Source organism: Phosphitispora fastidiosa (assembly GCF_019008365.1).
GTDB lineage: Bacteria > Bacillota > Thermincolia > Thermincolales > UBA2595 > Phosphitispora > Phosphitispora fastidiosa.
Genome location: NZ_JAHHUL010000014.1, coordinates 20,552 through 47,099, shown reverse-complemented (window position 1 = coordinate 47,099; position 26,548 = coordinate 20,552). Strand labels below are relative to the sequence as shown.

The 26,548-nt window shown below is 45.6% G+C and carries 21 protein-coding genes; 1 reads left to right on the top strand and 20 read right to left on the bottom strand.

The features are described from left to right. From Ga0451573_RS12870 to Ga0451573_RS12825, 10 genes are all read right to left on the bottom strand, one after another. Positions 1-1,737, bottom strand: coding sequence for a methyl-accepting chemotaxis protein (locus Ga0451573_RS12870; protein WP_231684533.1), 1,737 nt, complete (start codon positions 1,735-1,737; stop codon positions 1-3). A 105-nt stretch (positions 1,738-1,842) separates the two neighbouring features. Then, positions 1,843-2,661, bottom strand: coding sequence for a TlyA family RNA methyltransferase (locus tag Ga0451573_RS12865; protein ID WP_231684532.1), 819 nt, complete (start codon positions 2,659-2,661; stop codon positions 1,843-1,845). Further along, on the bottom strand, positions 2,651-4,591 hold the full coding sequence (gene dxs / locus Ga0451573_RS12860; RefSeq protein ID WP_231684531.1) for a 1-deoxy-D-xylulose-5-phosphate synthase: 1,941 nt from the start codon (positions 4,589-4,591) through the stop codon (positions 2,651-2,653). The genes Ga0451573_RS12865 and dxs overlap by 11 nt, the downstream gene beginning before the upstream one ends. Before the next feature lie 5 nt (positions 4,592-4,596). Beyond that, the gene (locus tag Ga0451573_RS12855) at positions 4,597-5,184 is read right to left on the bottom strand and encodes a hypothetical protein (protein WP_231684530.1); all 588 of its coding nucleotides are present in this window, start codon (positions 5,182-5,184) and stop codon (positions 4,597-4,599) included. 729 nt (positions 5,185-5,913) lie between these two features. Then, positions 5,914-6,357, bottom strand: a complete 444-nt coding sequence (locus tag Ga0451573_RS12850) for a divergent PAP2 family protein (RefSeq protein ID WP_231684529.1) — start codon at positions 6,355-6,357, stop codon at positions 5,914-5,916. Between the two features lie 44 nt (positions 6,358-6,401). Further along, complete coding sequence (locus Ga0451573_RS12845) at positions 6,402-7,298, bottom strand: polyprenyl synthetase family protein (protein WP_231684528.1); 897 nt, start codon at positions 7,296-7,298, stop codon at positions 6,402-6,404. Continuing rightward, positions 7,291-7,548, bottom strand: coding sequence for an exodeoxyribonuclease VII small subunit (locus Ga0451573_RS12840; RefSeq protein ID WP_231684527.1), 258 nt, complete (start codon positions 7,546-7,548; stop codon positions 7,291-7,293). Before Ga0451573_RS12840 ends, Ga0451573_RS12845 begins: the two co-directional genes overlap by 8 nt. After that, positions 7,535-8,749 carry an exodeoxyribonuclease VII large subunit gene (gene xseA / locus Ga0451573_RS12835; protein ID WP_231684526.1) on the bottom strand — a complete coding sequence of 405 codons (1,215 nt, stop codon included), beginning with the start codon at positions 8,747-8,749 and terminating at the stop codon, positions 7,535-7,537. Before xseA ends, Ga0451573_RS12840 begins: the two co-directional genes overlap by 14 nt. A 115-nt stretch (positions 8,750-8,864) precedes the next feature. Beyond that, complete coding sequence (locus Ga0451573_RS12830; RefSeq protein WP_231684525.1) at positions 8,865-11,915, bottom strand: EAL domain-containing protein; 3,051 nt, start codon at positions 11,913-11,915, stop codon at positions 8,865-8,867. 887 nt (positions 11,916-12,802) lie between these two features. After that, positions 12,803-13,702 carry a DMT family transporter gene (locus tag Ga0451573_RS12825; RefSeq protein WP_231684524.1) on the bottom strand — a complete coding sequence of 300 codons (900 nt, stop codon included), beginning with the start codon at positions 13,700-13,702 and terminating at the stop codon, positions 12,803-12,805. Between the two features lie 256 nt (positions 13,703-13,958). Between Ga0451573_RS12825 and Ga0451573_RS12820 the strand changes: the two genes are divergently transcribed. Continuing rightward, positions 13,959-14,717: a sporulation protein gene (locus Ga0451573_RS12820; protein WP_231684523.1), complete on the top strand. Its 759-nt coding sequence runs from the start codon at positions 13,959-13,961 to the stop codon at positions 14,715-14,717. A 102-nt stretch (positions 14,718-14,819) separates the two neighbouring features. On the opposite strand, the gene Ga0451573_RS12815 is transcribed toward Ga0451573_RS12820, so the two are convergent. From Ga0451573_RS12815 to Ga0451573_RS12770, 10 genes are all read right to left on the bottom strand, one after another. Continuing rightward, on the bottom strand, positions 14,820-15,005 hold the full coding sequence (locus Ga0451573_RS12815; RefSeq protein WP_231684522.1) for a hypothetical protein: 186 nt from the start codon (positions 15,003-15,005) through the stop codon (positions 14,820-14,822). Between the two features lie 489 nt (positions 15,006-15,494). Then, complete coding sequence (locus Ga0451573_RS12810; protein ID WP_231684521.1) at positions 15,495-16,358, bottom strand: bifunctional 5,10-methylenetetrahydrofolate dehydrogenase/5,10-methenyltetrahydrofolate cyclohydrolase; 864 nt, start codon at positions 16,356-16,358, stop codon at positions 15,495-15,497. Between the two features lie 118 nt (positions 16,359-16,476). Continuing rightward, positions 16,477-17,100, bottom strand: coding sequence for a cyclodeaminase/cyclohydrolase family protein (locus Ga0451573_RS12805; protein ID WP_231684601.1), 624 nt, complete (start codon positions 17,098-17,100; stop codon positions 16,477-16,479). Between the two features lie 185 nt (positions 17,101-17,285). Further along, the gene (gltA, locus tag Ga0451573_RS12800) at positions 17,286-18,680 is read right to left on the bottom strand and encodes an NADPH-dependent glutamate synthase (RefSeq protein WP_231684520.1); all 1,395 of its coding nucleotides are present in this window, start codon (positions 18,678-18,680) and stop codon (positions 17,286-17,288) included. Continuing rightward, a complete protein-coding gene (locus Ga0451573_RS12795; RefSeq protein WP_231684519.1) occupies positions 18,671-19,516 on the bottom strand; it encodes a sulfide/dihydroorotate dehydrogenase-like FAD/NAD-binding protein in 846 nt (281 codons plus the stop codon). The genes gltA and Ga0451573_RS12795 overlap by 10 nt, the downstream gene beginning before the upstream one ends. Before the next feature lie 259 nt (positions 19,517-19,775). Further along, a complete protein-coding gene (locus Ga0451573_RS12790; RefSeq protein ID WP_231684518.1) occupies positions 19,776-20,465 on the bottom strand; it encodes a PGRP and LysM peptidoglycan-binding domain-containing protein in 690 nt (229 codons plus the stop codon). A 296-nt stretch (positions 20,466-20,761) separates the two neighbouring features. After that, positions 20,762-22,744 carry a heavy metal translocating P-type ATPase gene (locus tag Ga0451573_RS12785; RefSeq protein ID WP_231684517.1) on the bottom strand — a complete coding sequence of 661 codons (1,983 nt, stop codon included), beginning with the start codon at positions 22,742-22,744 and terminating at the stop codon, positions 20,762-20,764. Positions 22,745-23,002: 258 nt separating this feature from the next. Next, a complete protein-coding gene (locus Ga0451573_RS12780) occupies positions 23,003-23,362 on the bottom strand; it encodes an ArsR/SmtB family transcription factor (protein WP_231684516.1) in 360 nt (119 codons plus the stop codon). 194 nt (positions 23,363-23,556) lie between these two features. Beyond that, complete coding sequence (locus Ga0451573_RS12775; RefSeq protein WP_231684515.1) at positions 23,557-25,167, bottom strand: hypothetical protein; 1,611 nt, start codon at positions 25,165-25,167, stop codon at positions 23,557-23,559. A gap of 137 nt (positions 25,168-25,304) precedes the next feature. Then, positions 25,305-26,492 (bottom strand): cation diffusion facilitator family transporter, encoded by a 1,188-nt coding sequence (locus tag Ga0451573_RS12770; RefSeq protein ID WP_231684514.1) that lies wholly within the window; start codon positions 26,490-26,492, stop codon positions 25,305-25,307. Positions 26,493-26,548: the final 56 nt, after the last annotated feature.

Below are 26,548 nucleotides of genomic sequence, written 5' to 3'. Positions count from 1 at the left end.
TCAAGAATCAAAGGTATCTTCGCGATTAACATTAAACTTGGAAACCGCTTCTTGCAGTTGATGTACCATACCGGCCAGACTGTTGGCTGCATCAAAGAATTCAATAACGGCTTTAGATTGGGCGATCACCAGTTCCGACATTTCCTGGGATGTCATTACGGTTTTCTTTGATATCTTACTGTTTTCAGTAACTTCCTGGACGATATACTGACTGCTGACAGTTATCTGCTGGGTGTTATTAACCACTTCCCTGGTCTGTTCAGATGCGGTATGGACAGCCTCAATTATTTCTGTAAGTATTTCTCCGGCATCATTGATAACAACTGTACCGGCTGCAACAACCTCCCGGCCTTCATCCATTGATAAGACAGCATCCTTAGATCGTTTTTGAATCTGGGCTATAATCTGGCGTATCTTTTCTACCAGCTGTCCGGAACCGGAAGCCAGTTTGCGGATTTCTTCGGCAACAACCGCAAAGCCCTTTCCCTGTTTTCCTGCCCTCGCTGCCTCAATCGCCGCATTTAGAGCCAGAAGATTTGTCTGCTTGGCAAACCCGGAGATCATATCAATAATCTCTGAAATTTTATTAACATCACTCACCAGTGTTTTGACATCCAATGACAGGTGATCTACCTTCTGTTCAATCAGGTTCATTTGTTCAATAGCCGCCCTGACTGAACCACCGCCCTTTTGGGCCATATCGGCTGCCGATGCCGTAGTTCGGTCAATCATCTGAATACTAAGATTGATGTTGTTGATTGCCTCCATAGCCGTTTCTGCAGATGCCTGCAGCTCTGCAATTCCATTAGCCTGTTGTTTGGCACCCTCAGATACGTCATTAATAGAACGGTCGATTTTTGTGTAGGCTGCAGCGCTCTGTTGGGTATGTGATGCAAAGGCTTCACTGGCAGAAGCAATTTCCCTGCTCCAGTCAACAATCCGCTCAATTATTGCCCTGAGGTTATCCACCATAATGTTAAACGACTTGGCCAGTTCACTAAATTCTCCAATGGAGTTATCCCTTATCTTCTGGGTCAGGTCACCTTCCGCAATGTTTCTGGAAACCCGAACCAGATTCATCAGCGGTGCGGTAATATTCTTTGAGGTTATGAATGTAAGGGTAAAACACCCGATAATGGCAACTACTGCAATTGAATACATGATGCTGCGCGAAGTCAGCAGGATGGTCCGACTTTTCTCTTGGGCTTCAGTGGCCTGTTTCTGGGTCCCTTCAACCAGTTGATTGGCTGTTTCAATCATTTTGTTTCCCGCCAACCGGTAATTTCCCCAAAGGGTGTCAACCAGATTATCCCGTCCGGCCTCCTCATATTTAAAAATATGATTAGCCACCAGATTAAAGTTATCATGTTCTCTTTTTACTCTATTAAGGCTTTTCAGAGTCGCTTCATCCCGAGGGTCACTGCCTATCATATCTTCAAACTCGGTTATCTTTGCTTTAAACTGCCTGTCCAGTTCCCGGTACTTTTCTTTGATGTTCTTATTGCCAACAGTAAAATCCCGGGTCAGCATCTGCTGTTCCTGCACAATAGATTTAATGCTGCCGGCAATATTTACCTGAGGCAGAAACTTATATGTACTGTCATCAATAGCCTGCTGAATCCTGGCCATATTGGTATCAGCAACAATCATAACCAATGTAAGCATTATGACTACACCCAGATATCCCATCAGAATCTTCAGAGTAACATCACTTATTTTAAAATTGGAATAACGCAAGTCGCCCACCCCCCTGTGTGCGTACAGGTTAAAATGCAACTATGTAAATATTCGCCAATATTTTTCAATTTCCTGTTATATCTTGAAACAATTATTAGAAATATGTTAGAAAAACGTGCACCCTGCTTCATCTACGGTTCTGGTTGCCAAAATCTTTAATTCCTCGGCGGTTTGATTAACCTGCGCGTCATCCTTTGATAGGTATGCCAGGTATTCAATATTTCCCTCAGGTCCTTTAATGGGGGAATAAGTCAGGCTATTAATCCTGAAACCTAAGCTCACAGCCTTTTCCAGCACCTTTATGATAACCTCTTTATGAATGTCCGGATCCCTGACTACTCCCTTTTTGCCTACCTTATCCCGGCCTGCTTCAAACTGGGGCTTTATCAGGACAACAGCCTCACCGCCGGTCTGCAGAATTTCCGATATTTTGGGCAGTACCAGCACAAGGGAGATAAAAGCCACGTCTACTGTTACAATGTCCGGGGTTTCGCCCAACAGAGCGGTATCAAAATACCTGATATTGCTGCGTTCAAAATTAACGACCCTGGGGTGTTGTCTAAGTTTCCAGTCAAGCTGCCCATAGCCTACATCAATGGCATATACTTTGACTGCGCCATTCTTGAGCGCACAATCTGTAAAACCTCCTGTTGATGCCCCGATATCTACCACTGTCTTACCTTCAAACTTAATCCCAAAATAACTTATGGCCTTTTCCAGTTTTAGCCCACCCCGGCTGACATAAGGATTGGCAGGTCCGGCAACTTCAATAACAGCGTTGACGGGGATTTCGGTCCCTGCCTTGTCGACACGCTGGCCGTCAACCATTATTAATCCTGCCATAATTGATGATTTGGCCTTTTCCCGTGAAGGGAAAAGGCCTTTATCTAACAGTAAAACATCCAGTCTCTTTTTACCGGACATGATAACACCTCTTTATATTGGCTTTACCCCGCCGGCTTTTTGTCTTTAAAGACCCTGACACCATGCCTTGTGCCTCTTCAAATATATTGGATGAAGTCAGCCCACACTGTTCCCTTAAGGTGTCCTGGGCGCCGTGACTGACAAACTTATCGGGAACCCCTATCCTCTTCACCGGAACCATGATCTCGTGTTTTTCCATCATTTCAAGGACAGCGCTGCCAAATCCGCCCTGTAGTACATTTTCTTCAACAGTCAGAAGCCTGCCGGTTCTGTTGATGCTTTTAAGGATACATTCCTCATCAAGGGGTTTCACAAAACGCGCATTAATTACTTCTGCGCTTGTCCCCAATTCTGCGAGTAATTCTGCAGCCCGCATCGCCTCATTAACCATTGGGCCAAGTGCTGCAATAGTGATATGGTTTCCTTCACGCACTATTTCTGCCTTTCCAAACGGAACGCCGGAGATATCCCCGAGATCCTCCAGCTTAACTCCGACCCCTGCTCCGCGTGGATACCTTATTACCGCCGGGCCGCCATACTGTTCAATTGCAGCTCTCAGCATCTGTCTAAGTTCACCTTCGTCTTTTGGAGCCATAACAGCCAGCCCCGGGATATGTCTCAGGAAAGAAATGTCAAATACTCCCTGATGGGTTTCCCCGTCTTCTCCCACCAGGCCGGCACGGTCTATGGCAAACACCACGTGAAGACCCTGTAAGGCAACATCATGCAGTACCTGGTCATAAGCCCGCTGCAGAAATGTTGAATACAGGGCCACAACAGGTATATACCCCGAAACAGCAAGCCCAGCTGCCAGGGTTACGGCATGCTGCTCGGCAATCCCTACATCGAAAAATCGACCCGGGAAACTTTCCCGAAACTCAGTCAGTCCTGTTCCCGTAGGCATTGCTGCAGTAATAGCAAGCACTTTTTCATTTGCAGCCGCAAGCTGGCAGAGGGTTTCACCAAATATTTTGGTATAAGTAATTTTTGATTTTCCCCTTACATTACCTGTTTTTACATCAAAGGGGCCGATACCATGAAACTTATCCGGGTTGTCCTCGGCAGGTTGATACCCCTTGCCTTTTTTGGTGATAACATGTACCAAAACAGGTCCATGGCTTTTCCGGGCACGTTCCAGTACTGTCCTGATAACTGAAATGTCGTGTCCGTTAATGGGGCCAAGATATGTAAAGCCAAGCTCTTCAAAAAGCATCCCGGGAACAACCAGGTACTTAAAGCTGTCTTTTATTCTTTCCATAGCCTTAACAACAGTAGACCCTATTGATGGGATCTTTTTCATCAGGAGTTCCATTTCTTCTTTGTGTTTATAGTATTTGGGGTCAGTTCGCATCCGGCTCAGGTATCCTGCCAGAGCGCCGACATTTTCTGAAATTGACATCTCATTGTCATTCAGGATTACTATCAGACTGCTGCCAATATGACCGGCATGGTTCAAGGCCTCAAAGGCCATCCCGCCGGTCATGGCTCCGTCTCCGATGACAGCAATAATATTATTCTTTTCACCACGGAGGTCCCTGGCGATGGCCATCCCCAGAGCAGCAGAAATCGAGGTACTGCTGTGGCCTGTATCAAAAGGATCACAGTGCGACTCCGCCCTTTTGGGGAATCCGCTGATCCCACTATACTGTCTCAAAGTGTTAATACCTTCACGCCTGCCGGTAAGTATTTTATGTATATAGGATTGGTGTCCGACATCCCAGATGATTTTATCACTGGGACAATCAAAAATACTGTGCAGAGCAATCGTCAATTCGACCACACCAAGGTTAGGCGCGATATGCCCCCCGGTCTCAGCAACTGTTTCGATAAGCAGTCCCCTGATTTCATCTGCAAGCTTGTACAACTGTTCTATGGAAAAACCTTTCAGGTCAGCAGGGGAATCAATTTTATTCAATAAAGGGGTATCCATCCATTTCACCTTCTCCTGTCCCTGCGCCGGTTCAGGGCAAATAGGTTCAGACCTGTCGATGTCTCAAACCAGGCCAGAATATGTCCCACCATACCTACAATTTCCCGAGAATCGTGCATGGCCTTGTTTTTAGCGAGAGCTTTTCCGCCAACCGTAAGTGAGGCCACTATTCCTGTCATCACCATTGTCATAATGGATTTATCCCAGGTCGGTCTTTCTGAAGCCAGTTGGAATACAATAGCTACTCCGAAAACACCACTGACCGTCCCGCAGATGTCGCCCACAACATCATTACAAATGGTAGCAACCTTTGCTGCGTGCCGAATCATCAGGATGGACTGGCCGGCGCCCCGCAATTTCTTGGATGCCTTGGCATGAAACCATTTTTCATCAGCAACTGCTACCGCAATTCCGATCATATCAAAAATTATCCCAACAAAAATAACAACTAACAATGATAAAAAAGACAGCATAATCAACTGCAGTTTTGGTAACACTATTTCAGAAAAAAAGCTAAAAAAAACGGCCGCAAAAAACGCCCCAGTTCCCATAAGTACTGCAAATTTGAGGGAACTAGGCTTATTATTACCCAAATATTTTCACCTCATACAAGCATCGGCAGCTTGGTACTGTTTTAAGTATATTGTAGGTGGCAGCACGATAAGTAAATATTGTGGCTTAAGGTCCAGCTGGTTTTCCCATTCATCTCCGTCGCGTTACCGCTCCGGCGGTTTCCCTTTATGATGAATCCGTAGCGTCGCCGCTTACGGGGCTGAATTACCACTTAGTCCACACTTTAATCCCTATCATGCCTTAGTAAGCCTAAACAGTCTAGGAGTTTTCCTCAACAGAACTGGAACACTTCTAGCCTCTTTTGCAGTGGTGGTTTCAGACAGCGGATCTATTGAAAGCGGGCCCGCATCCAATAAATCCGATAACCCATAATCCACCAGCACCACTCAAGGCAGGCTACACTGCTTTAAACACTGAACACAAAGAACAGCATCATATACGCAGGTTTCTCCCGGGAAGTTAACCTTGCTCAAACCGGTATACTTCCCGGGCCTCCACGGAGGCTGGGTCAACGCCTACATGCCGTTGTAGATCGCCCTTCCTCCTTACTCCCAGAACCGACCCCCAACTGGGCGTCAGCAGCCGGAACCAGGAACTTCATCGATATGCCCTTTGACGGATTTTTAGGCCCGCCTTCAAAGTGGCAGTCCTGACTAGAATACTGCGCCACCTACATTGTGTTTTCATCAAAGAAAAATTATATCATAAGTCAATTTATTATTCAATACATTTTAGAAAAGTGTAATAATTTAAAGAATCAGGGCAACCATCAATCCCAGTAAAGCGCCTGCAATAACCTCAACAGGAGTATGCCCGAGTATTTCCCTAATCTTTACCGGAGTAATGGCGGTTCTGCTGTACAAATCGTGCAGCAGGTCATTTAGAGTTTGTGCCTGAATGCCTACAGCCTGCCTTACACCTGCGGCATCATACATCACAATAAGGGACATAACAGCAGCTAAAGCGAACACTCCGGAGTCAAAACCATGCTGTTTGCCAACACCAACAGAAACAGCAGTAACAAAAGCTGCGTGACTGCTGGGCATGCCGCCGCTTTTCACTAATCTGACAAGATTTATTTCGCCGTCTGTTATAAGTCCAATAACAAATTTTAAAGCCTGGGCCGACAGCCATGAAATCATTGCTGCTAATAAAGCCGTATTTTTTGCTGTTTCCTGAAATGCTGTTTCCACTGAGTTCCTCCATTTGATGCAGTCAGTTATCCCGCTTGATGCAGTCAGTTATCCCGCTCCAAAAGATATCCCGCAATATACCTAAGCAAATCTGCTTCTCTGCCGAACATATCCAGTGCCCGCAGTGTCCTGTCCACCGCATCTGCGGCCAGCTTTTTGGATACCTCAAGCCCGTATAATGAGGGATAAGTAGCTTTTTTCAGTCTTTCATCACTACCGACTGTTTTCCCCAGTTTTCGCGAATCACCCTCAACATCCAAAACATCATCGGTTATCTGAAAGGCCAGACCGAGATTTTCAGCATACCTGGTCAACGCAGCCAACTGCTCTGCACTGCCCCCTCCCATAATGGCGCCCGCACGGACACAGGCCTTAAACAGAGCGCCCGTTTTATGTGAATGAATGTAGTCCAAAACCTCTTTATCTATAGATTGGTTTTCCGAACTTATGTCAGCAGCCTGTCCGCCAATCATCCCAAACGGGCCTGCTGCCAGTGACAATTCCTTAATTACGGTGACAACCGTTCCCGGCGCAATGCTCTCAGAAACGCAGCACTCAGTTATTAGCCCGAATGCCTCTGTAAGCAGCCCGTCACCGGCCAATATGGCCATAGCCTCACCAAAAACCTTGTGATTGGTGGGCTGACCACGCCTGAAATCATCATTATCCATAGCCGGCAGATCATCATGAATAAGTGAATAGGTATGTACCATTTCAAAGGCAGCCGCAGCCGGCAGCAGCAGGTCGGCATTTCCTCCAACTGCCTCTGCTGATGCCAGCAGCAGTACCGGCCTGAGCCTCTTCCCTCCGGCAAACACACTGTATCTCATTGCCTGATGAAGCGTTTCCGGCATTGCGCTGTTTGAAAGGTAATTATCCAAAGCCTGGTCGATTAACCTGACTCTATCATTTATTTCCCTCTTCAAGGTATCTTTATTCATCCTTTTGCTCCATTGCTCCGGCAGGTTCCAGAATTATTTCCCCACTCTCCTTACAGAGCAGCATTTCAATTCGTTTTTCTGCCTGTTCCAGTTTTTTATTACAAATCCTGGACAGTGAAATCCCTTTTTCAAACCTGGCCAATGCATCCTCCAGGTCCAGGTTCCCTCCCTCCATAAGCCTGACTATGTTTTCCAGCTCATTTAGTGCCTCTTCAAAGGTAGGTTCAGCATTTGTCTTATCTGCGGCCATAAGCGCCCTCCTTAATGTTTTTTACGACACAGTCAGCCGAGCCATCGGTCACAATAACTTCAACCGTGTCTCCCGGTCTGACACCATTAACACTGTTAACCACTCTCCCCCCCGGATCACGACAGATACTGTAGCCTCTTTTCATTGTGGCCAGAGGACTTAAGTCATCAAGCCGGGAAACCTGGAGGGCCAGACAGGATTTCTTCCCGGTTAAATTCAATTTTGCTGCCTGTGCCATCCTTCTAGTCACCTGATCCAGGTCCTGCATCATCCTGTATATTTTGTCCTGCGGCCTTTTCATAACAGGGCTACCGGTCAGGGAATTTAACTTTTCTCTCGATGTGTAGATCAAATTTTTCAGTCCAAGTATCATTCTCTGTTCCAGCATATCTATATTCTTTTGGATTTCCCTGAAATCAGGGACTACAATCTCGGCTGCCGCCGAAGGAGTTGGGGCACGCATATCGGCAACAAAATCAGCAATTGTAAAGTCAGTTTCATGTCCTACAGCGGATACTACAGGGACAGTGCTGGCAAAGATGCTGCGGGCCACCACCTCTGTATTAAAAGCCCATAACTCCTCAATAGACCCGCCGCCCCTGCCGACTATAAGGACATCCAGGTTTGTCATCTCATTTGCCAGACGAATCCCCTCACAAATCTGCCCGGGAGCCTCATCCCCCTGTACCGCAACCGGGAACAGAATAATATGTGCTTGGGGGTATCTTCGATGTATCACAGTAACAATATCCCTCACTGCTGCCCCGGTCTGCGAAGTAACCACACCTATCCGCTGTGGAAATCTGGGCAGGGGTCGTTTCCTTTGGGGGTCAAACAGCCCTTCTTTTTCCAGCTTTTCTTTTAACTGCAGGTAGGCCACATGCAGTGTGCCAACTCCCTGTTGATGCATTTCCTCAACATAGAGCTGGTACATCCCATCCCTCTCGTATACCGAAACATAACCCTTTGCTATAACTGCCATGCCCTCCTTGGGCTCAAAAAAGAGGCTGTTGTTCCTGCTTCTGAACATTACGGCTTTAACAGCCCCGGTTTTGTCTTTTAGGGTAAAATACATGTGCCCTGAGGAATGGTGCTTAAAATTGGATATTTCCCCTCTGACCCAGACATTACTCAGTAAAAAGTCAGAATCAAGTTTTTCCTTTATGTAACCGTTCAGATTACTGACAGAAATGATTTTCACTGTGATTCAGCGCCTTTCTATATGATTACCACCTATTATACCATAACAAAACCCGGTGGTTCCAGTGCAGTATAAAGATACACCCCACTGGAACAACACCGGGCCAAGACAAAGGTTAAATGCTCACCTTAAAAGCTGTCTGTTTTTGCAGCATTTTTTCGGTAACATCGGCATGTTCCGGTTTGCTGAACAGGTATCCCTGCATTTCATAACACTCCTGCTGCTCAAAAAAGGCCAGCTGTTCTTCGCTTTCAACTCCTTCTATAATCACATTAAGCTTAAGGTTTTGGGCCATAACTATGATGGTAGCTACAATAGCCGCATCCTCCAGATCTGTCAGCACATCATGCACAAACGACCGGTCAATCTTAAGAGTGGTAAGCGGAAACTTCCGGAGGTAACCCAGAGACGAATAACCCGTCCCGAAATCATCCATAGCAATCCTGATTCCCATTTCCCTTAGTTTCTTCATCATGACCAGACTGAACTCTACATCCTGCATGGCCGTACTTTCTGTTAATTCAAGTTCCAGCCACTTGGGTTCCAGACCCGTTTCAACTAATATAGCTGCTACCATATCCACCAGATTTCTCTGCCTAAACTGGTGTGCCGACAGGTTTACTGAAATCCTTACCGGGGGATAACCGGCATCCTGCCATGCCTTGTTCTGGGCACAGGCTGTTTTCAGAACCCATTCGCCAATCGGAATGATTAGTCCCGTGTCTTCCGCCACACTGATAAATTCCATTGGCAGGATAACACCTTTTAGAGGATGGTTCCACCGGAGGAGAGCCTCAAATCCGACAATCATACCTTTGCTAATATTGACCTGCGGCTGGTAATATATTTGGAACTCCTCATTTTCCAGGGCTTTCCGCAACGCCACCTCGATTTCCATGCGCTGCACATTCTTCAGATTCATTGCCGGAGTATAGAATTGGTAATTATCACCCTGTTCCTTAGCCCGATACATGGCTGTATCCGCATTCTTGGTGAGTGTTTCGGCATCTTCTCCGTCATTCGGGTACAACACTATCCCCACACTTACGGTAATCTGGAACTCATAACCGTTAAGAATCCATGGCTTTTTAAGGCCATGAATAATTTTTTTGGCAACCTTGACTGTATCCTCATCCCTGCTTATGTCTGGCAGCAGAATAGTAAATTCATCACCACCGACCCGGGCTACAGTATCATTTGACCTCACACAGGACTTTAACTGTTTACCAACCTTTTTCAGGAATTGGTCACCCATTGCATGACCCATAATATCATTAACCAATTTAAAACGGTCCAGGTCAAGAAACATCACAGCAAGCTTCTGCTTATTCCTTTTAGCATTTGCTAAAGCAACAGTAAGGCGGTCAAAAAACAGTACTCTGTTGGGAAGCTCTGTAAGTGGGTCGTGATATGCCAGGTAATTTATAGTCTCTTCTGCCCTTTTCCGATCCGTTATATCACGTACAATCCCAAGGAGTACCTTTTCATGCTCCAACACCGTTCCCTGTAAGCTCACCTCAACAGGCATAATTTTTCCATCACTTAGCTGATGCACTGTCTCGTAAAGGAGCCCTGCCTGTTCTGCCCTGTCAATCTGTCCCGCAAGCAGCGCTTTTGTCTGCTCTGCCCTCAGGTCGGAAACATTCATTGTTAGCAACTGCTCCCTGGAATATCCATAGGTGTTAACCGCAGCAGTGTTAGCTTCCAGTATTTTACCGTCACGGCGGAAGAAAAGTATGATATCATTCGCATGTTCAAACAGCAGCTGATACCTCTTTAACACCTCTTCAGCCTGTATCCGTTCCGAAATATCTTCACCAAAACAGGTCAGCCCGATAATCTCCTCTGTTGAATCTCTTAGTATTGTTGTGTTCCATGAAACCGTCCTCTGCTCCCCTGACTTAGTTTGAATTATAGTAACCTTGTGCAGGTCATCAGGTCCGGCATGCTCTGTGAACAACTTGAAAAAGCCCTCCCTGAACTGGTTTCTGGTAAACTCGGGCATAAATGTATCAAACCAACTGGTCCCCAGAATTTCATCACGCCGCCACCCTGTAATTTCAAGCAGAAAATCGTTACAGAAGGTAATATTTCCTTTCTTATCAAGGGTAACGGTTAAGAGTCTGACATTTTCCAAAATCTCCCGAAAACGCCATTCCGATTTCCTTAATTCTTCTTCGGCCTGCCTTCGCCTGGTAATATCCCTGGCAATTCCTTCAAACCCCACTAGACAACCGGTTTCGTCATAAAAAGGCACCGTATGGTGTTCGGTCCAAACCATATTTCCGTCTTTTCTGAAAGTTCGCATGATAACAGGTTTGCCCTGCTCAACTGTCAGAACCGGAAGCACGTTTAAAACATCCAGGTCATCGGCATGGGTTATTTTAAATAAAAGGTCTGGATCTGCATAATACTCTTCCGGAGTATAACCCGTAATATCGGTGGCAGCAGGGCTGACATATTCAAAACCACGGCTTGGCAGCAGGCGGCAGCGGTAAATAATATCCTGCGCATTTTCTGCCAGTCTGCGGAATCTCGCCTCACCTGAAGATAAGACAGCCCTCATTTTTTCAAGATATACCAGCAGGATACCGGTGGCAACAACAAACTCTAGCACTGCCGCTGTCAGGTATCCCCACGGTGCAAACCCGGGGATCATACCTGCAAAGGGGTAATTCAGCTTATGTATCCCCCATAACACAAATCCCCATCCGGTGAACAGCCTCCCCAGCCCTTCCAAATCCCTGGACCGGAGCAGCATCACGCCTGTCCAGATATAAACAAGTCCAAGGAATAAAAAGGTGGGCAGATTTAAAATATGCAGCGGTATATCCAGGAGAAATCCGGCAGTAATCCAGATACCGTCAACTAAAACGGCATACAGGGGCCACCTTGACAGATGTTTTCCCAGAAATGAATATGTCCCCCACATAAACAGCAAACCACTTGCCAGGGTTGTAAACTGCTGACCTGCAACAATCAAGATCCCGTTAGTTCCGAATTGCACAATTAGTTCTAAAGTAAACCTTAGAGCATAAACTGTCCAGCTCATTGCCCATATCTTCATAAAACGTTCACGGTACCTGAGAAATAAATACCAATATACATGTGTCAGCAATATTGTGCCTAAAAGTGTTGCCATGACAGAAGGAATTATCAAATCCATAATTATTCCACCCTTACAAAATGTCGTCATTTGTCTAATTAGGGTAATATATGGTATATTACGGCAGTAATTAGAATAATTCCTGCAAATTGAGTTTATATTTTTTATCCAGGCCTCTTCATTGATATGACGGGTATAAAGGACCTATCCTGCCTCTGGAAAAAGCAAAGACACCAACCCATTTATGGATTGGTGTGCAATCTTTTCATAATCAGATATTATCCAAATAGAATTTATGCGGTTGCTGTGCCTTAACAGCTTCCCGAGCAGCTGCTGCAGCCGCCCGCATCTTTTTCGGATACGCTAAAACCTTTGCCCATGTAATTATCAACCCAGTCTACAACGAGGTTTGTGTACATGTCATTATACTCCTTGCTGATTACAACCTTAAAACCTTCATATTCGAAAATTTCGTCATTGTCCTTAGCTGACTTTTCCAAAGCCAGACCAAAACTTGGGCCGCCTCAACCCATTCCGGCAAAGGCAACTCTAATCATTTCCGAATCATTTGCATCCAGCACTTTTTTCATTTCTTCCTGTGCTGCATCTGTAAAACTGATCAATTTGAATCGCTCCTTTTTTACTTAAGATTAATGTAGCAACATCATAATACCCTATGAGGGTATTATATAAAATTATTGGCAAAAAGGCAAGACCTGTCTGGAATCAGTGCTTCATTTGGTATTAATTAGCCATCAAACTGACATTTTCCTGCTAAGCTGACATTTTTCCTGCTAAAATTTGTTGACAATTTTGTGTTACAATAACCTTGATTATAGTATGTATCACTGGAAAGGAAAATAGTATGAAAAATGATTTTACCAAGTGCTACCTTGACCTTAATCTTACCGATGCCTGTGGCAAGTGTGTCACCCGCCCGTGTGCCTTTACCGGTTAATCGACTCAGCCGGGCTGTCCTGCTTGCTGTATTTTGTAAAGATATATAACCCCAGAATTATTATGGCCCCGGAAATCAGCTGCTGGGGAGTTGGGTTTTCTCCCAGGAAAACCGCTGCCCATAAAATGGCGCCTAAAGGTTCTCCCAGTATCGCAATCGCTACAACTGAGGCTTGGATATACCTGAGAGTCCAGTTGAAAACAGTGTGTCCGAGCACAGTACAGACGAAGGCCAGTCCAAAAAAGAGCGCCCATTCGTGCTGCGGGTAAGGATAAAACGGCATTTCAACCGCTGCTGTGGTTATGCCCAAAATGATGCTGCTGCTCCCATAAGCAAGTAAGGTATATACGGGAAGCCCTACCCTGCTCCTGATTCTCCTGCCGATAATGAGGTATCCTGACACCGCCACAGCACCGGCAAGGGCGAGAATGTCACCTATCAGAGCCGTTCCGCCTGTTTCAAAATCCCCCACACCGATCATGATACCGCCCAGCAATGCTATAGCTCCTCCGGCAAGGGCTTTAAATCCAATTTTTTCTCCGAAGAAAATATATGAACCAATTACAACCCAAATAGGCTGTGTCGTCACCAAAACCACCGAACTGGCAACACTGGTGTATTCCAGTGAAGTAAACCAGACAACAAAATGTACAGCAAGAAAGACGCCGCTCAGACAAGCCAGCAAACCGTCCCTGAAGGTAATCTCCCGTAAGCCGGTAATTTTCTCTTTCCATCCTATGGGAAGGAGAAGCATAAAGGTAATAAATAATCTGTAAAAGGCTATTGTAAATGAATTTGCATCTGAAAGTTTGACAAACAGGGAAGAAAAAGAAACTGCAATCACTCCAAAAAACACTGCTGAATAGGGATTTACTTTAGCTTGTTTCAATGTGCTCTCCCCTTGTGGTTGTAGTGTTTTGCCATTAACCGCCAGTTACTTAAGCAAGAATAATTCGCTTTAAGTATAAAAAACTCCTCTATTTGATTACGGTGCAATTAAATTCAATTAAAGGAAGGAGATTTTTGGATAATTGTTGAATAAAAAGTAATTAATTATTGTCAAGCTATATATCACAAACCAAAACATATTTTTTTAAGTCAGATTGACCCGAGAGACTACAAAATAATCCGGAGGTGTAAATTCTGTGCTAGAAAAAATGTTGGCCAGTATGGGTATTGGTGCGGCTACGGTCGACCTGGAAATACCCAACCCCCAAGTAGAACCGGGTGAGAGCCTGAAGGGCATCGTGAAAATCTCAGGAGGCAGCGTAGAACAGGAGGTTAAAAAAATTGAAATCAGCCTTATGCTGAAATCTGCTTATGAAGAACACAAGCAGTCGAGGCTGTTAAACAGGGAGGTTTCATCAGTAATCATCGCCGAAAACATGGTAATTACGCCTGGCTATGCAGAGGAAATACCTGTTAATTTCGAAATTCCTTTTGCCAGGAACATGCCAATTTCCAGAGGCAGGACGAGATACTATCTCCAGACAAAGATAGATATCCGTAAGGCTATCGACCCTGTTGACCATGATGATATATTGGTAATTCCAAACACTTACCTCAAAATGTTCTTTGATGCCCTGGCAACTCTTGGTTTTCATGAAAAAAAGCATTCCGGGGACTTTGACGGAGTTTTACAGGAATTTAGTTATGACCCCACTACGTTCTTTGCCCAGGAGCTTGTAGAAATTAAGGTCCATGCAAAAGTAAAAAAATCCGAAATAGATATAACAATTAAAATGGTTAAGAAAAACCGGGGATTAATTGAAAATTTGGTTGATGATATTGACCCAAATATAGCAGTCATTCAATTCACACTCATTTTTAGTAAAATGGAAAACACCCAAAAAACTGCCGATTATTTAAAAGAATTGTTTGAACAAGAGTGCCGGAAAATATAATCCGGTAATATGGTCGTCTGAATTTTAAGGGATATCTCTACAGTTGCCTGTATTGTAGTTTTTACAGGCGCTCCTGATGAGATATCCCTTATCTCTATCTTTCTACGTATAATAAATGGTTAAAGAAATTGTAAAGGTGACTACAGATAAAATTACAGCCAGCGCTAAAAATACTGCAACTCTGGTCAACGAACTCCTGATACTGAACTTCTGAAAAGTAATATATGCACTGATTGTGAAGCTGACCAGCAATATCAAACCTATTCCCATGGTAATAAAAGCTGACATTAGTCTCCCCCCTTCCCCTAAGAATACGTAGTCTTGTGGTTTCAGGGCGGCATATTGTGTGCAATTTCACAAATTGTGCCGGACTTATGTTCTGTTTATATGTTATTCCTGGTTAGCACCAAAAGTTACCGAAAACGAAAAAACTTTAGTGACGGAATATACACTAAAGCTGTCATTAGACCGGACTCATTTAACCATTTACATTCCCCCCTAATCAATAACCGGAAAGGAACTGCAGATACAGGATAAATGAACTTGTAATCATTTTCACATATTTTACCAATTATTTTTATTAATTATACCATAAGTTTCTGCAATTTTAAAGACTTATCTGTACAGATAATTAAAATTTAACATAGACAGGGGTGGATGTATTCCTCGGGCGGACCCCCAGACATCTCCGCCTGCCTCCGGAACACATCTACCCCTGTTATAACATCTTTAGAGTTCAATATTATTGACGCTGTAGCCCCTCAGAAATTGCTGCTCTTAAGCCAGTCCGTTTTGCATTTCACATGCCATTATGGTCTGCTTGCAGAGAACAACAGTAGTTACTGAGCCTACCCCACCGGGTACGGGAGTAATTTTCTGAACAATCGGCTCAACCACGGCATAATCTACGTCACCACAGTATTTCCCAGGGTTGTCGGGGTCTTCATTAATACCGACATCAATAACAACCTGACCGGGTTTTACAAAGTCTGCCTTAACCATCTTGGCACGGCCAACTGCTGCAATCAGAACATCGGCATCTGCACACACTGCAGGAAGATTCTCAGTGCGGGAATGGCAGATGGTAACAGTAGCATGTTCCCTTAGCAGAAGCATGGCAACAGGTTTCCCGACAACCAGAGAGCGGCCCAGGACAACTGCTTTCTTGCCTTTTAAGGGGATATCATAGAATTTCAGGATATCCATACAGGCAGTCGGAGTACATGGCGGGAAGCCTGTCAGGTCATCAGCAAATACCTTGGCTGCACTTCCAAGAGTCATGCAGTCAACATCTTTTTCTACCGGAATCAGCGACCTGATCTTACGCTCGTCCAGATGCTTGGGCAGTGGAGCAAACATCAGGATACCGTTAATTTCTTTGTTGGCCCCAACATCAGTAACGGCTTTTTCAAATGCCTCCTGAGAAATATCAGCAGGATACTCAAAAACTTCATAAGCCATACCTATAGTATCACATGTTTTCTTAGCGCCACCTTCATAAAAAAGGTCATCAGGGCGGGCGCCGACCCGAACAATCCCCAGCTTAGGCATAATACCCTTTGCTTTCAGTTCCTCAACTTTTTTGCTGAGGTCTTCCTTCATGGCATCAGCAACTGCTTTTCCGGCTAATCTTTCAGCCATTATTCTACCTCCTTATTATTGACAATTATAAATATTATTCCCCGGTGTCTAAGCAACCGGAATAATTCCCCGGTGTCTGTGCAACGGGGACAATTAGTTTGTTTCCATAGATCCCTGATTAGGCCAGCTTTTTGGTAACAAGTGCAAGTGTATCGTCTGCAACTTTGGTGCCTTCTGCCAGTAAGCGGTCCATTTCCTCTTGGGTGGCCTTGTTGAACTCAGCATCCTTAATAGAGTTAACATTAATAATGACGTTCATGCTGGCAGCAATGAGAGCGGCCTTCATGAAAACAACGCCACAGGCAACATCGGAAATTGCAAGCATTGTGCCGATTTCACCCATTCTGGCATGAATCTTAATGCCTTCAAAAGCTGCCCTCATAATGTCCATAGGAACTGAACAGGCTACCTTGCAGCAGTTCTCCAGGGTTTCATCCCTTTTCTGAGCCAGTTCCGGAGTATCTTTAGGCAGTCCATAAGCCTTTGACAGGGGCTCAAACACCTCAGCATCTTTGTCTACCAGTGACTCCAGGTCAGCTATTACCTTATTGCCCTTCTCGATTAATACTTTAACTTCATCTTCAACATCAGCATACTTCTTCTTGCCAACTGTAAGATTGCCTACCATATTGGACAGGGCCATTCCTACAGCTCCACCCATTGCTGCCGCTCCACCGCCACCCGGTACCGGAGCCTTTGATGCCAGGACATCAATAAATTCTTTACATGACTTGTCTAACATTGACATAAATACATTACCTCCCTATTCTACTAATAACTTATTATTATTTATTTAGCTGATTTTGATTCTATGCAGGATTACATTATGTTCGTGGAAACCGGTGGTTGTGAATTAATTCACTACTATGTAGGCAGGACTAGCCACCGGATAAATCCTAGTGGCTGTCCTGTTAAAACTCTTCATGATTATTTTTTGAGCAGCTCACAGATACTTGTTGCCGATACCCGGCCTGCTCCCATTGCCTTGATAACTGTAGCGGCGCCTGTTACGACGTCTCCACCTGCATATACACTTGGTTTGGAAGTAGCTCCAGTCTCTTCACTGGCAACAATGTTCCCTTTCCTGTTGGTATCCAGACCCTTAGTAGTCCTTGGAACCAATGGGTTAGGCCCTTGCCCGATAGCCACAACAACTGTATCCATTGGCATATGGAAGTCTGAACCTTCAACAGGAACAGGCTTTCTGCGGCCTGACTCATCAGGCTCACCAAGCTCATACTTGAGACAGGTCATACCTGTTACCCAGTTTTGATCATTACCTATAATCTCAGTTGGATTTGTCAGGATATCAAAAATTACCCCTTCCTCCTCGGCATGATGCACTTCCTCAACCCTCGCCGGCAGTTCTTCCATGGAGCGGCGGTATACAATATGAACCTCCTCAGCGCCAAGACGCAGAGCTGTCCTGGCACAGTCCATGGCCACATTACCACCGCCAAGAACGGCAACCTTCTTGCCTACCTTGATAGGAGTGTCATACTCGGGGAACAGGTAAGCCTTCATCAGATTCGTCCTGGTCAGGAATTCATTGGCTGAATATACACCGTTGAAGTTTTCCCCGGGAATACCCAGGAAGTATGGAAGTCCGGCGCCGGTCCCAATAAACACAGCATCAAAACCTTCGTTTTCGAGAAGCTCATCAACAGTATCAATTGCACCGATGACTGCATCTACTTCAACTTTGACACCTATCTTCTTCAGGTTAGCAATTTCAGCCTGAACAATGGCTTTGGGAAGACGGAATTCGGGAATACCATACATAAGAACTCCACCGGGTACATGAAGGGCTTCAAAAATAGTTACATCATGTCCAGCCTGAGCGCAGTCAGCAGCAACAGTCAGTCCGGCAGGTCCTGATCCGACAACGGCAACCTTTTTACCGGTAGCTGGAGCGCACTCAACAGGCTTTACACCCTGTGACCTTTCCCAGTCAGCAACAAATCTCTCCAAGCGCCCGATGCCAACGGGATCGCCTTTTTTGGCGCGGACACAGTACTTTTCACACTGGGCCTCCTGTGGGCAAACCCTTCCACAGACAGCCGGCAGGGCATTCTTGTCTTTAATGGTTGCGATTGCTCCCGCAAAATCATTCTCTTGAATTTTAGCAATAAACTGCGGTATTGGCACCTGAACAGGACAGCCCTGACGGCATGGTTCTTTCTTACATCCCAGGCAGCGGTTAGCTTCATCTAATGCCTGCTCCACGGTGTAACCCAGAGCTACCTCTTCAAAGTTCTTTGCCCTTACCTTCGGGTCCTGGCAAGGCATATCGTTCTTAATAGGGCTATTGTTTAGTGACATCCACAGCCACCTCCTCCACAACTTCCTGCTGCTAAGGCGCGCTGCTCCTCATCCTTGAAGATTTGGGCACGGCGCATTTGTTCATTAAAATCAACCAGGTGACCGTCAAACTCAGGACCGTCAACACAGGCAAACTTGGTTTCATCACCTACAGTAACCCTGCAGGCACCGCACATACCGGTTCCATCAACCATAATGGAGTTCAGGCTGACAAAGGTTTTGATCCCATATGGCTTAGTCAATTCGGCACAAACTTTCATAGCCGGAATCGGACCTATTGCTATAACATAGTCAACCTGCCCCTTCTCATCAATAATCTGCTTCAGAATATTGGAAACAAATCCTTTCTCCCCGGCAGAACCATCATCTGTACAGATGTGAAATTCGTCACACTGTGCCTTAAACTCATCAGTCCAGAACAGCAGTTCCTCATTCCTGGCGCCAGCAATCCCGATAACCTCATTACCGGCTTCTTTAAGAGCCCTGGTGATAGGAAAAACCGGTGCTATACCCACGCCGGCGCCGATACATACTACACGGCCGTACTTCTCTATCTCTGACGGCCGTCCAAGTGGTCCAACAAAGTCCAGAAGAGTATCCCCGGCTTCCATTTGGCCCAACTGCTGGGTAGTTTTGCCTACCTCTGCAAAGATAAGGGTAATAGTCCCTTTTTCCCTGTCAAAATCAGCGATAGTCAGCGGAATCCTCTCACCTTTTTCATCAATCCGAAGAATGATAAACTGTCCCGCTTGACATTTCTTTGCAACTTTTGGTGCATCGATTTCAAACAGTTTCAGAGTTGATGACAAAACTTCTTTTTTTAGTATCTTGTACATGAAAACTTACTCCCTCCCTTTTTCGAAAGAAACTTTTCGTAATTTTTAGTATATTCGGCGAAAAGTCGTCGATTCCTGCTATTCAGGTCAATTTTTTACCAAAAAAACAGCAGGTACCACTACCTATATATATTATTACAGACAGGCTTGTATAACAATATATTTATAATATTTTTTTCACAAACGCCGGATAATAACCAAAATTAGCTTCAAAAAAAAAAAAAGAAGCCGCCTGCCGGCAACTTAAGTCAGTTGACTCCTATTCCCTTATACCGAGACTGCTCCAGACATAATAATCAACCATACCGTTGACCGGCATGCTGCACTCCTGTTGAAACTTCGATACTGCTGAAACTGTTCCACGCCCATAGCGGCCACTTACACGGCCGCGGAAATATCCGAGCTCTTTCAGCCGTTGCTGCAGTATTTGAACATGTTTTCCCTGTTCTCCCTGCCTTACGATTTGTCCTGGCATAAATCCGGGCAGCCGGGAATCTAAACCACTCGGTTTACCGGAAATCCCCTCTCCAGGATACCCACTGGGACCAAGTCCCGGAAAAATCGGAACCTGTTGGCCAGGATAATTACCGGCCGGTCCCTCATAAAAACCAGGCATATCTCCTGAAGAACCGGGGACCATCCCTCCCTGAAAGCCGGGTAGCCCTGGGAAGACTGACACTCCTGGAAATCCTGACACTCCGGGAAATCCCGTTATCCCCGGATAACCAAACATCGTTCCACCTGGATAGGCAGCGCTGCCATCATCCGGCCCGGCTCCAGGAACCATGCCGCTGCTGTCCGCCGCAACAGGCACTTCAATCACCTGCCCCGGGTAAATAACATCAGGGTCCTGAATACCTGGGTTTCCCTTGACAATTTCCGCAAAGGGAATGCCAAACTGTTTGGCAATACTGTACATACTGTCATTCTTTTTAACAGTATACTTCATCTTTCAACCTCCTTACATCGGGTTCAGTCGGCAGTTCAAACCTGTATCCCACGTCAATATCAGCTTATGTATGACAACAGCCAATGGTTACAACCGGCTTGTCATTTTTTCACGGGAACAGGGCGCACGGCTGGCCGTAACCACAGGCGTACTGAACGAAGCCCCCATTTTGTTACCGGAACCCCGGCTCCTGCGGAGCCGCCGTCCCGACAAAATGGGGGGACCCCCGACGTCGCGGATTACGGTCAGCCGCGCAACGATGTCAGGGAGCATTTTCCCCTACATTCACAATATTTTTAAAAGCGGTGGCGGGCCAACCTCATCCCATTAAGGGTCACCAAAACCGAAGCCCCCGTATCAGCAAACACCGCCATCCAGAGATTTGATATCCCGGCAAGTGTCAGCACCAGGAATATCAGCTTCAAGGCAACAGCTGTGACAACATTCTGTCCGATAATTGTCCTTGTCCTTCTGCCGAGTTTAATTACAGCTGGAATATGCAGTAGTTCGTCATTCATCAGGGCCACATCCGCCGTTTCCAAGGCTGTATCAGTGCCTGCCGCTCCCATGGCTATACCCACATTGGCAACTGCCAGAGCCGGGGCATCATTTACCCCGTCCCCAACCATTACTGTCACACCTTCCCGGGTGAGGGCCTCCACTTCCCTGACCTTATCATCAGGAAGCAGATTGGAACAGTATTCTTTAATCCCCAATCTTCCGGCAATATTAGCCGCAGTAGCCTCATTATCCCCGCTGAGCATAACAATCCTCTCAATGCCGAGCTGCTGCAGCTGCTTTAGGGCATCCCCCGCTAAAGCCCGGGGAATATCCTCTATCCCCAAAATACCCAGCAGCCTTCTTGAGGTTGTGACAAATATGATTGATTTCCCTGCGTTCTCCAGAGCTGCTTCCATCTGTGCAATTTCCTCAAATGGAATGCTCAGCTCAGTTAGCAGCCGCTTGTTTCCGGCATAAATTTCTCTGCCTTCCACCTTGCATACGGCGCCCTTCCCGGGAAATGAGCGGAAGGAATCCGAATCTGGCAGAGATATTTTCCTTTTTGATACTTCAGCCATCACCGACCTGGCCAGAGGATGTTCGGAAAACCGCTCCACAGCGCCTGCGGCCTGTAAAAGCTGCTTACTGTCAATACCATTAACAGGGTAGACGTCTGTCACACTCATCATACCTGTTGTTATGGTCCCGGTTTTGTCAAAAGCAATGTTTTTTACCTTTCCGAGAGCCTCCAGGTAGATGCCGCCCTTGATTAAGACACCGTTTCTCGCTGCATTGCCGATTGCTGACACTATAGATACCGGAGTGGAAATAACCAGTGCACAGGGGCACGAAATAACCAGGAGTACCAGGGCCTTGTAGAACCAATCTGCAAAGGGCAGGCCCAGCAGCAGCACAGGTATTGCAACAACTAAAACCGCACCTATAATGACTGCAGGGGTATAATACCTGGCAAAGACATCAACCAACTGCTGTGAAGGCGCCTTTTTAGCCTGTGCCTCTTCAACCATCTGGATCATTTTTGCCAGAGTGCTGTCTGCAGCCAGATGGGTACATTTAATAAAAAGACTCCCCTCATTATTAAGGGAACCCGCAAAAACCTCTTCCCCTTCAGTTTTTTCCACCGGTTTGGACTCACCTGTTATTGAAGCCTGGTTCACCCAGGACAGGCCTTTGGTTACAGTTCCGTCCACAGGTATGCTCTCTCCCGGCTTCACCAGAATCATATCCCCAACATTAACTGTTTCCGCCGGCATCATGGTTTCGCTTCCGTCATCTGTGATTACTCTTGCTTCCTTCGGCGCCAGCTGCATCATTTTTTTTATTGAATCCCGTGTTTTTTCAATGGTATATGCCTGAAGCAGGTTACCCACACTGAACAGGAACACCACTGTCGCTCCCTCTGACCATAGTCCCAAAAATACTGCTCCAATAGATGAAATACTCATCAGAACATTCATATCCAGAATTAGGCTCTTAAGTGAGTTTAGTGCTGTTTTGTAAACGAAATACCCCCCTGAAGCCATAGCCGCGGCATATAAAAATACTTGAAAATCACCAGCAGTCCAAGCCCATTCGGATACCAACCCCGCTCCCAGCATTAGACCGGAGAACCCGGCCAAAATCATCCTGATTCCGGGTTTTCCGGCAGGCTTGGCAGCATCCCGGGCCCCACCCTGGACCCTGGCATCATATCCATTGGACTTGATAAGCCCGATAATATCCTCAACTGATGTGTTTTTGTGTACTGCCTTGATCAAACCTGCTCCAAAATTTAGCTGAACCTCAGCCACTCCGGGAAGCTGTTCAATTTTTCTGACCAGCTTCCCGGCACAGTCCAGTCAGTCTATTCCAGATATTTCGATTACAGAATTATTTGTCCCGGCCATGGAACCGGCCACTCCAGATTCAATTGCATCCCCTTCAGAAACATAGCCGTTTTTCATAATTTCTCCTCCTAATTATGTCAGTTAATACCATCTCGCTTTTATACCTGTAGAATCCATCGCGGCTCTTGGTTACTCATGAGTTACGTGATCCAGGCACTGGTTAAACAACCCGACAATGTGGGCATCATCAAGTGAATAATATACTACTTTCCCCTGTCGGCGGAATTTCACCAGCCTGCGGCTGCGCAGCGCCCTCAATTGGTGAGAAACTGCTGATAAACTCATCCCCAGCAGTTGGGCCAAGTCACATACACACAATTCTTCCTGGGCCAGAAATCTGATAATTTTCACCCTGTTAGGGTCCCCCAGTGCCTTAAAGATGTCGGCAATATTCCTAATTACCTCTTCATCAAGCATTTCCTTGCGGACGCGGTTTACAGCATCATGGTTAATACAAACTACCTCACACCTGTCCAGCGCTTTCCTCATAAATACCTCCCGGTAACTATTATATTTCATTACTTGAACAATTGTTCAACTGTTCTACTGTTATTGTAAACCAGCCGCACAATTTTGTAAATACAAAAAAAACCTCCTATTAGGAGGCATAAGTCTCTCGGAAATAGAATTTCCTTTATGTTCAAGGCTTTGTACCGGTCATTTCCGAGAGCCTACGAGGCATATTACATATATTCAGGGTCCACTCTGATATCGACACCGTTTTTCAGATTATTTATCGCAGATGAAATGCTCTCAAAACACATTCTCCTGATAAACGGATGCTGTTCAATAGGTACAGAGTCAAGCGTAATCAGGCAAACAACTGCTTCCTTGGCAAGAGTCTCTTTGCCCGTCCTGTGCAGAAAATCGATTGTAATCTTGAGACGTTCTTTAATTACAGGCAGCAGGGGCTTAATCACCCTATTAATGATTCGGTTCTCCAGTTTCATAACTTTTCTGGCATAGGTCTGACCGGTGTTTTTGTCAGCTAATGCCATAATTTCCTCAGCCGTATCATAAACCTCAGGTGTCTCTTCATACCAAACCGCAAATTCCCGTTCCTCAAAAAGCATCTCCAGGCGGTCATAGGAGTCCTGTATCTGCTTCTCTGTCTCAGGAATAAAATCATTATATATGGGAACATATTCCTCAGGATAAATATCATTATCCATACACCGGCGCCAAAAAGCAAACTCCAAGGGTACCCGGTATCCTTCTGAAAGGTTTTTTTTCAAAGCCCCTCTAACCAGGGACAGGCAGTATTTATAGTCATTTCTTAAAACAACGGCACTAAGGGATATCTCCTGAATCATGTTTTCAAAATCCTTTTTAGTCAGCACCGGAATACCAAAACAGTCCTTAATTCCTGTAGCTGTATTTAATAGCAGATTAAAGGCCACTATCCTGTTCTTTCGGTTTGGCAGCGTCCATGCAAGCCAAACAGCCCTGTTACCCTGTCCATCTACTGAACTGACAACCGCATCATATAGCTCTCCATAGGGTTTTTCCCATTTTCTGCGTGACGGCTTACGGCTTCCGTCCTTGTTACACTCTGAGAGGACGCGCCTGGCCAGGGTGCTGATAAACTTGTCATTACAGGATGCAAGTTCATTCAGCACACTCACTTTTCGCGCCCTGAGATTCTTGCCCAAGAGACTTACGGCCGGAGCAGCGATACCGGTTTCATAGGCATATGCCAGAATACCCAGCATTTCAGCAGCAGCATCGGTATTTTCCTCAGCAAGCTGTTTCATTATTTCCTCCTGCCCCTGGTCATCAAAACCGCCAAACTCCTGTAAGAAAAGCAGCTTATCCCCAAGATCTCCCCTGATAAGACCGATCAGGTTATCAGTTGCAAACTCAGCCATTTCCGCCAGTTCGTCAAGATCAAAAAGTGTCGCAATTATCTCTTCCTCCATCCCGATATCAACAAGGAAAGACAAAAAAAGGATTTTGATGTCCTTACTCACCTGACGGGATCTGGTAACTGCCATTATTTCATTTAAGACAAACTGTTCCCCGGAATAAATTTCTCCAATTATCGACAGTAAATTATTGACCTTTATAAACCTGTAGGGGTCTGTTTCATTAAGAACTGTCTTTTTTAAGCGAGAAACAGAGGAAAGCAGCACCTGTCTGTCATCAACCCCAAACAGGCCGGGGAAACTATCTGTTACACTGACTCTTTTGTTAAGGGACATCAATGTATCAATATTATCTTCAATAACCTTTTTATTGAGAAGTCTGTAACTAACTGTTCCGTAGCTTTTCTTTTTACAACCGCTGTACACCATTAAACCTCCACTAAGTAATACTATTTAAAAGTTAAATAATGATATTTTAAAGCCATATGATGATATTCGTCAAAATATCTTATTTACCTTTAACATTTTACGTAGTTTTTATATATTACTCTCAATAAAGCCACATGTTACTTTTTAGTCTTTTCACCCTTTACTTCACAGTCCGGGCAAACCTCACAGTCAGTACAAATACCCTCACAGGGTTCTATATGAAAATGCATATTTGCATCATCAAGTTCGGTCTTAATGTCCCGTTCAATGTCATCACAGTACTCCCTGGCTCGGGAAACAGAGATATCCTTGGGCAGGACAACATGTATGCTTACATCAGTTCCTCCCGGCCCCCTCCGGACAACAAGGCTGTGGTATCCCAGTATTCCCGAACTCTTCTTACCCATCAACCGGATAACTGCCTGTTCTGTTCTAAGAATGCTGCTGTTCACGGCTTCCCAATCATCCTCAGGCTCAAAGTGGACCAAAATATCGTTACTGTGTCTTGACAGCTTTTCCTCCACCAGTGAGGCAATGCGATGCCCTTCCACAAATGATATGTTCCTGTCAATAACCACATGCAGATCACCGTGAATTCGGCCTCCAGCCTCACGGAGACGCACTTTATGAACTCCGACGACCCCAGGTGTCTCCATTACTTCAGTGGCAATATCCCTGTCCAGGCCGCGCGGAGCCTTGTCAAGTAAAGCATTAACCGTTTTCCAGGTCAGACGCAAACTGGCCACAATGACAATAACCGCAACAATAAACGCTGCCACCGGGTCAGCATAGTTTATCCCAAACCGAGCAAAAACCAAACCAACCAGCACTACAGCCGAGCTCAGAATATCACTGGAAAAGTGCAGAGCATCAGCTTCCAGGGCCTGGCTGTTATATTTTTCTGCTGCTCTGGAAAGGGCCCTTGACCGGGAAAAATCGACCACAATAGAAACCACCAGGATAGTAAAGCTCCATACATTCACCTCAATTGGCACATGTACAAAAAACAGCCTGCTTACGGCTTCCTTAATAATCCACACACAGGTAAGGAGGAGCAGCAAGGCCTCGATAAGGGCGGAAAAATTCTCCACCTTGGCGTGCCCGTAATGATGCTCCTCATCGGCAGGTCTGTCTGACACCCTGACGGCAAAATATGTAACCAGGGCAGCAAAAAGGTCCATGGCCGAGTGAGCGGCTTCTGAAAGTATACCCAGGCTTCCGGTATACAGCCCAACAGCCATTTTCCCACCTGTAAGTAACATTGAGGCAAATACTGAACTCAAAGCAACAGCTTTTTTTTCAGCGGTCTGCTGTTCAAGCGTCATAAGACATCCCCCCAATTAATAAAGCCTGTGGTTCCGTTGAGGTCCCACAGGCTATC

What these genes read in the sequence shown, in the direction of transcription:
- Ga0451573_RS12865 (WP_231684532.1), bottom strand. Translation starts at nt 2,661, where the DNA reads ATGTCCGGTAAAAAGAGACTGGATGTTTTACTGTTAGATAAAGGCCTT.
- dxs (WP_231684531.1), bottom strand. Translation starts at nt 4,591, where the DNA reads ATGGATACCCCTTTATTGAATAAAATTGATTCCCCTGCTGACCTGAAA.
- Ga0451573_RS12845 (WP_231684528.1), bottom strand. Translation starts at nt 7,298, where the DNA reads ATGAATAAAGATACCTTGAAGAGGGAAATAAATGATAGAGTCAGGTTA.
- Ga0451573_RS12840 (WP_231684527.1), bottom strand. Translation starts at nt 7,548, where the DNA reads ATGGCCGCAGATAAGACAAATGCTGAACCTACCTTTGAAGAGGCACTA.
- Ga0451573_RS12830 (WP_231684525.1), bottom strand. Translation starts at nt 11,915, where the DNA reads ATGGATTTGATAATTCCTTCTGTCATGGCAACACTTTTAGGCACAATA.
- Ga0451573_RS12815 (WP_231684522.1), bottom strand. Translation starts at nt 15,005, where the DNA reads ATGTCAGCTTTTATTACCATGGGAATAGGTTTGATATTGCTGGTCAGC.
- Ga0451573_RS12810 (WP_231684521.1), bottom strand. Translation starts at nt 16,358, where the DNA reads ATGGCTGAAAGATTAGCCGGAAAAGCAGTTGCTGATGCCATGAAGGAA.
- Ga0451573_RS12805 (WP_231684601.1), bottom strand. Translation starts at nt 17,100, where the DNA reads ATGTTAGACAAGTCATGTAAAGAATTTATTGATGTCCTGGCATCAAAG.
- gltA (WP_231684520.1), bottom strand. Translation starts at nt 18,680, where the DNA reads ATGTCACTAAACAATAGCCCTATTAAGAACGATATGCCTTGCCAGGAC.
- Ga0451573_RS12795 (WP_231684519.1), bottom strand. Translation starts at nt 19,516, where the DNA reads ATGTACAAGATACTAAAAAAAGAAGTTTTGTCATCAACTCTGAAACTG.
- Ga0451573_RS12790 (WP_231684518.1), bottom strand. Translation starts at nt 20,465, where the DNA reads ATGAAGTATACTGTTAAAAAGAATGACAGTATGTACAGTATTGCCAAA.
- Ga0451573_RS12780 (WP_231684516.1), bottom strand. Translation starts at nt 23,362, where the DNA reads ATGAGGAAAGCGCTGGACAGGTGTGAGGTAGTTTGTATTAACCATGAT.
- Ga0451573_RS12775 (WP_231684515.1), bottom strand. Translation starts at nt 25,167, where the DNA reads ATGGTGTACAGCGGTTGTAAAAAGAAAAGCTACGGAACAGTTAGTTAC.
- Ga0451573_RS12770 (WP_231684514.1), bottom strand. Translation starts at nt 26,492, where the DNA reads ATGACGCTTGAACAGCAGACCGCTGAAAAAAAAGCTGTTGCTTTGAGT.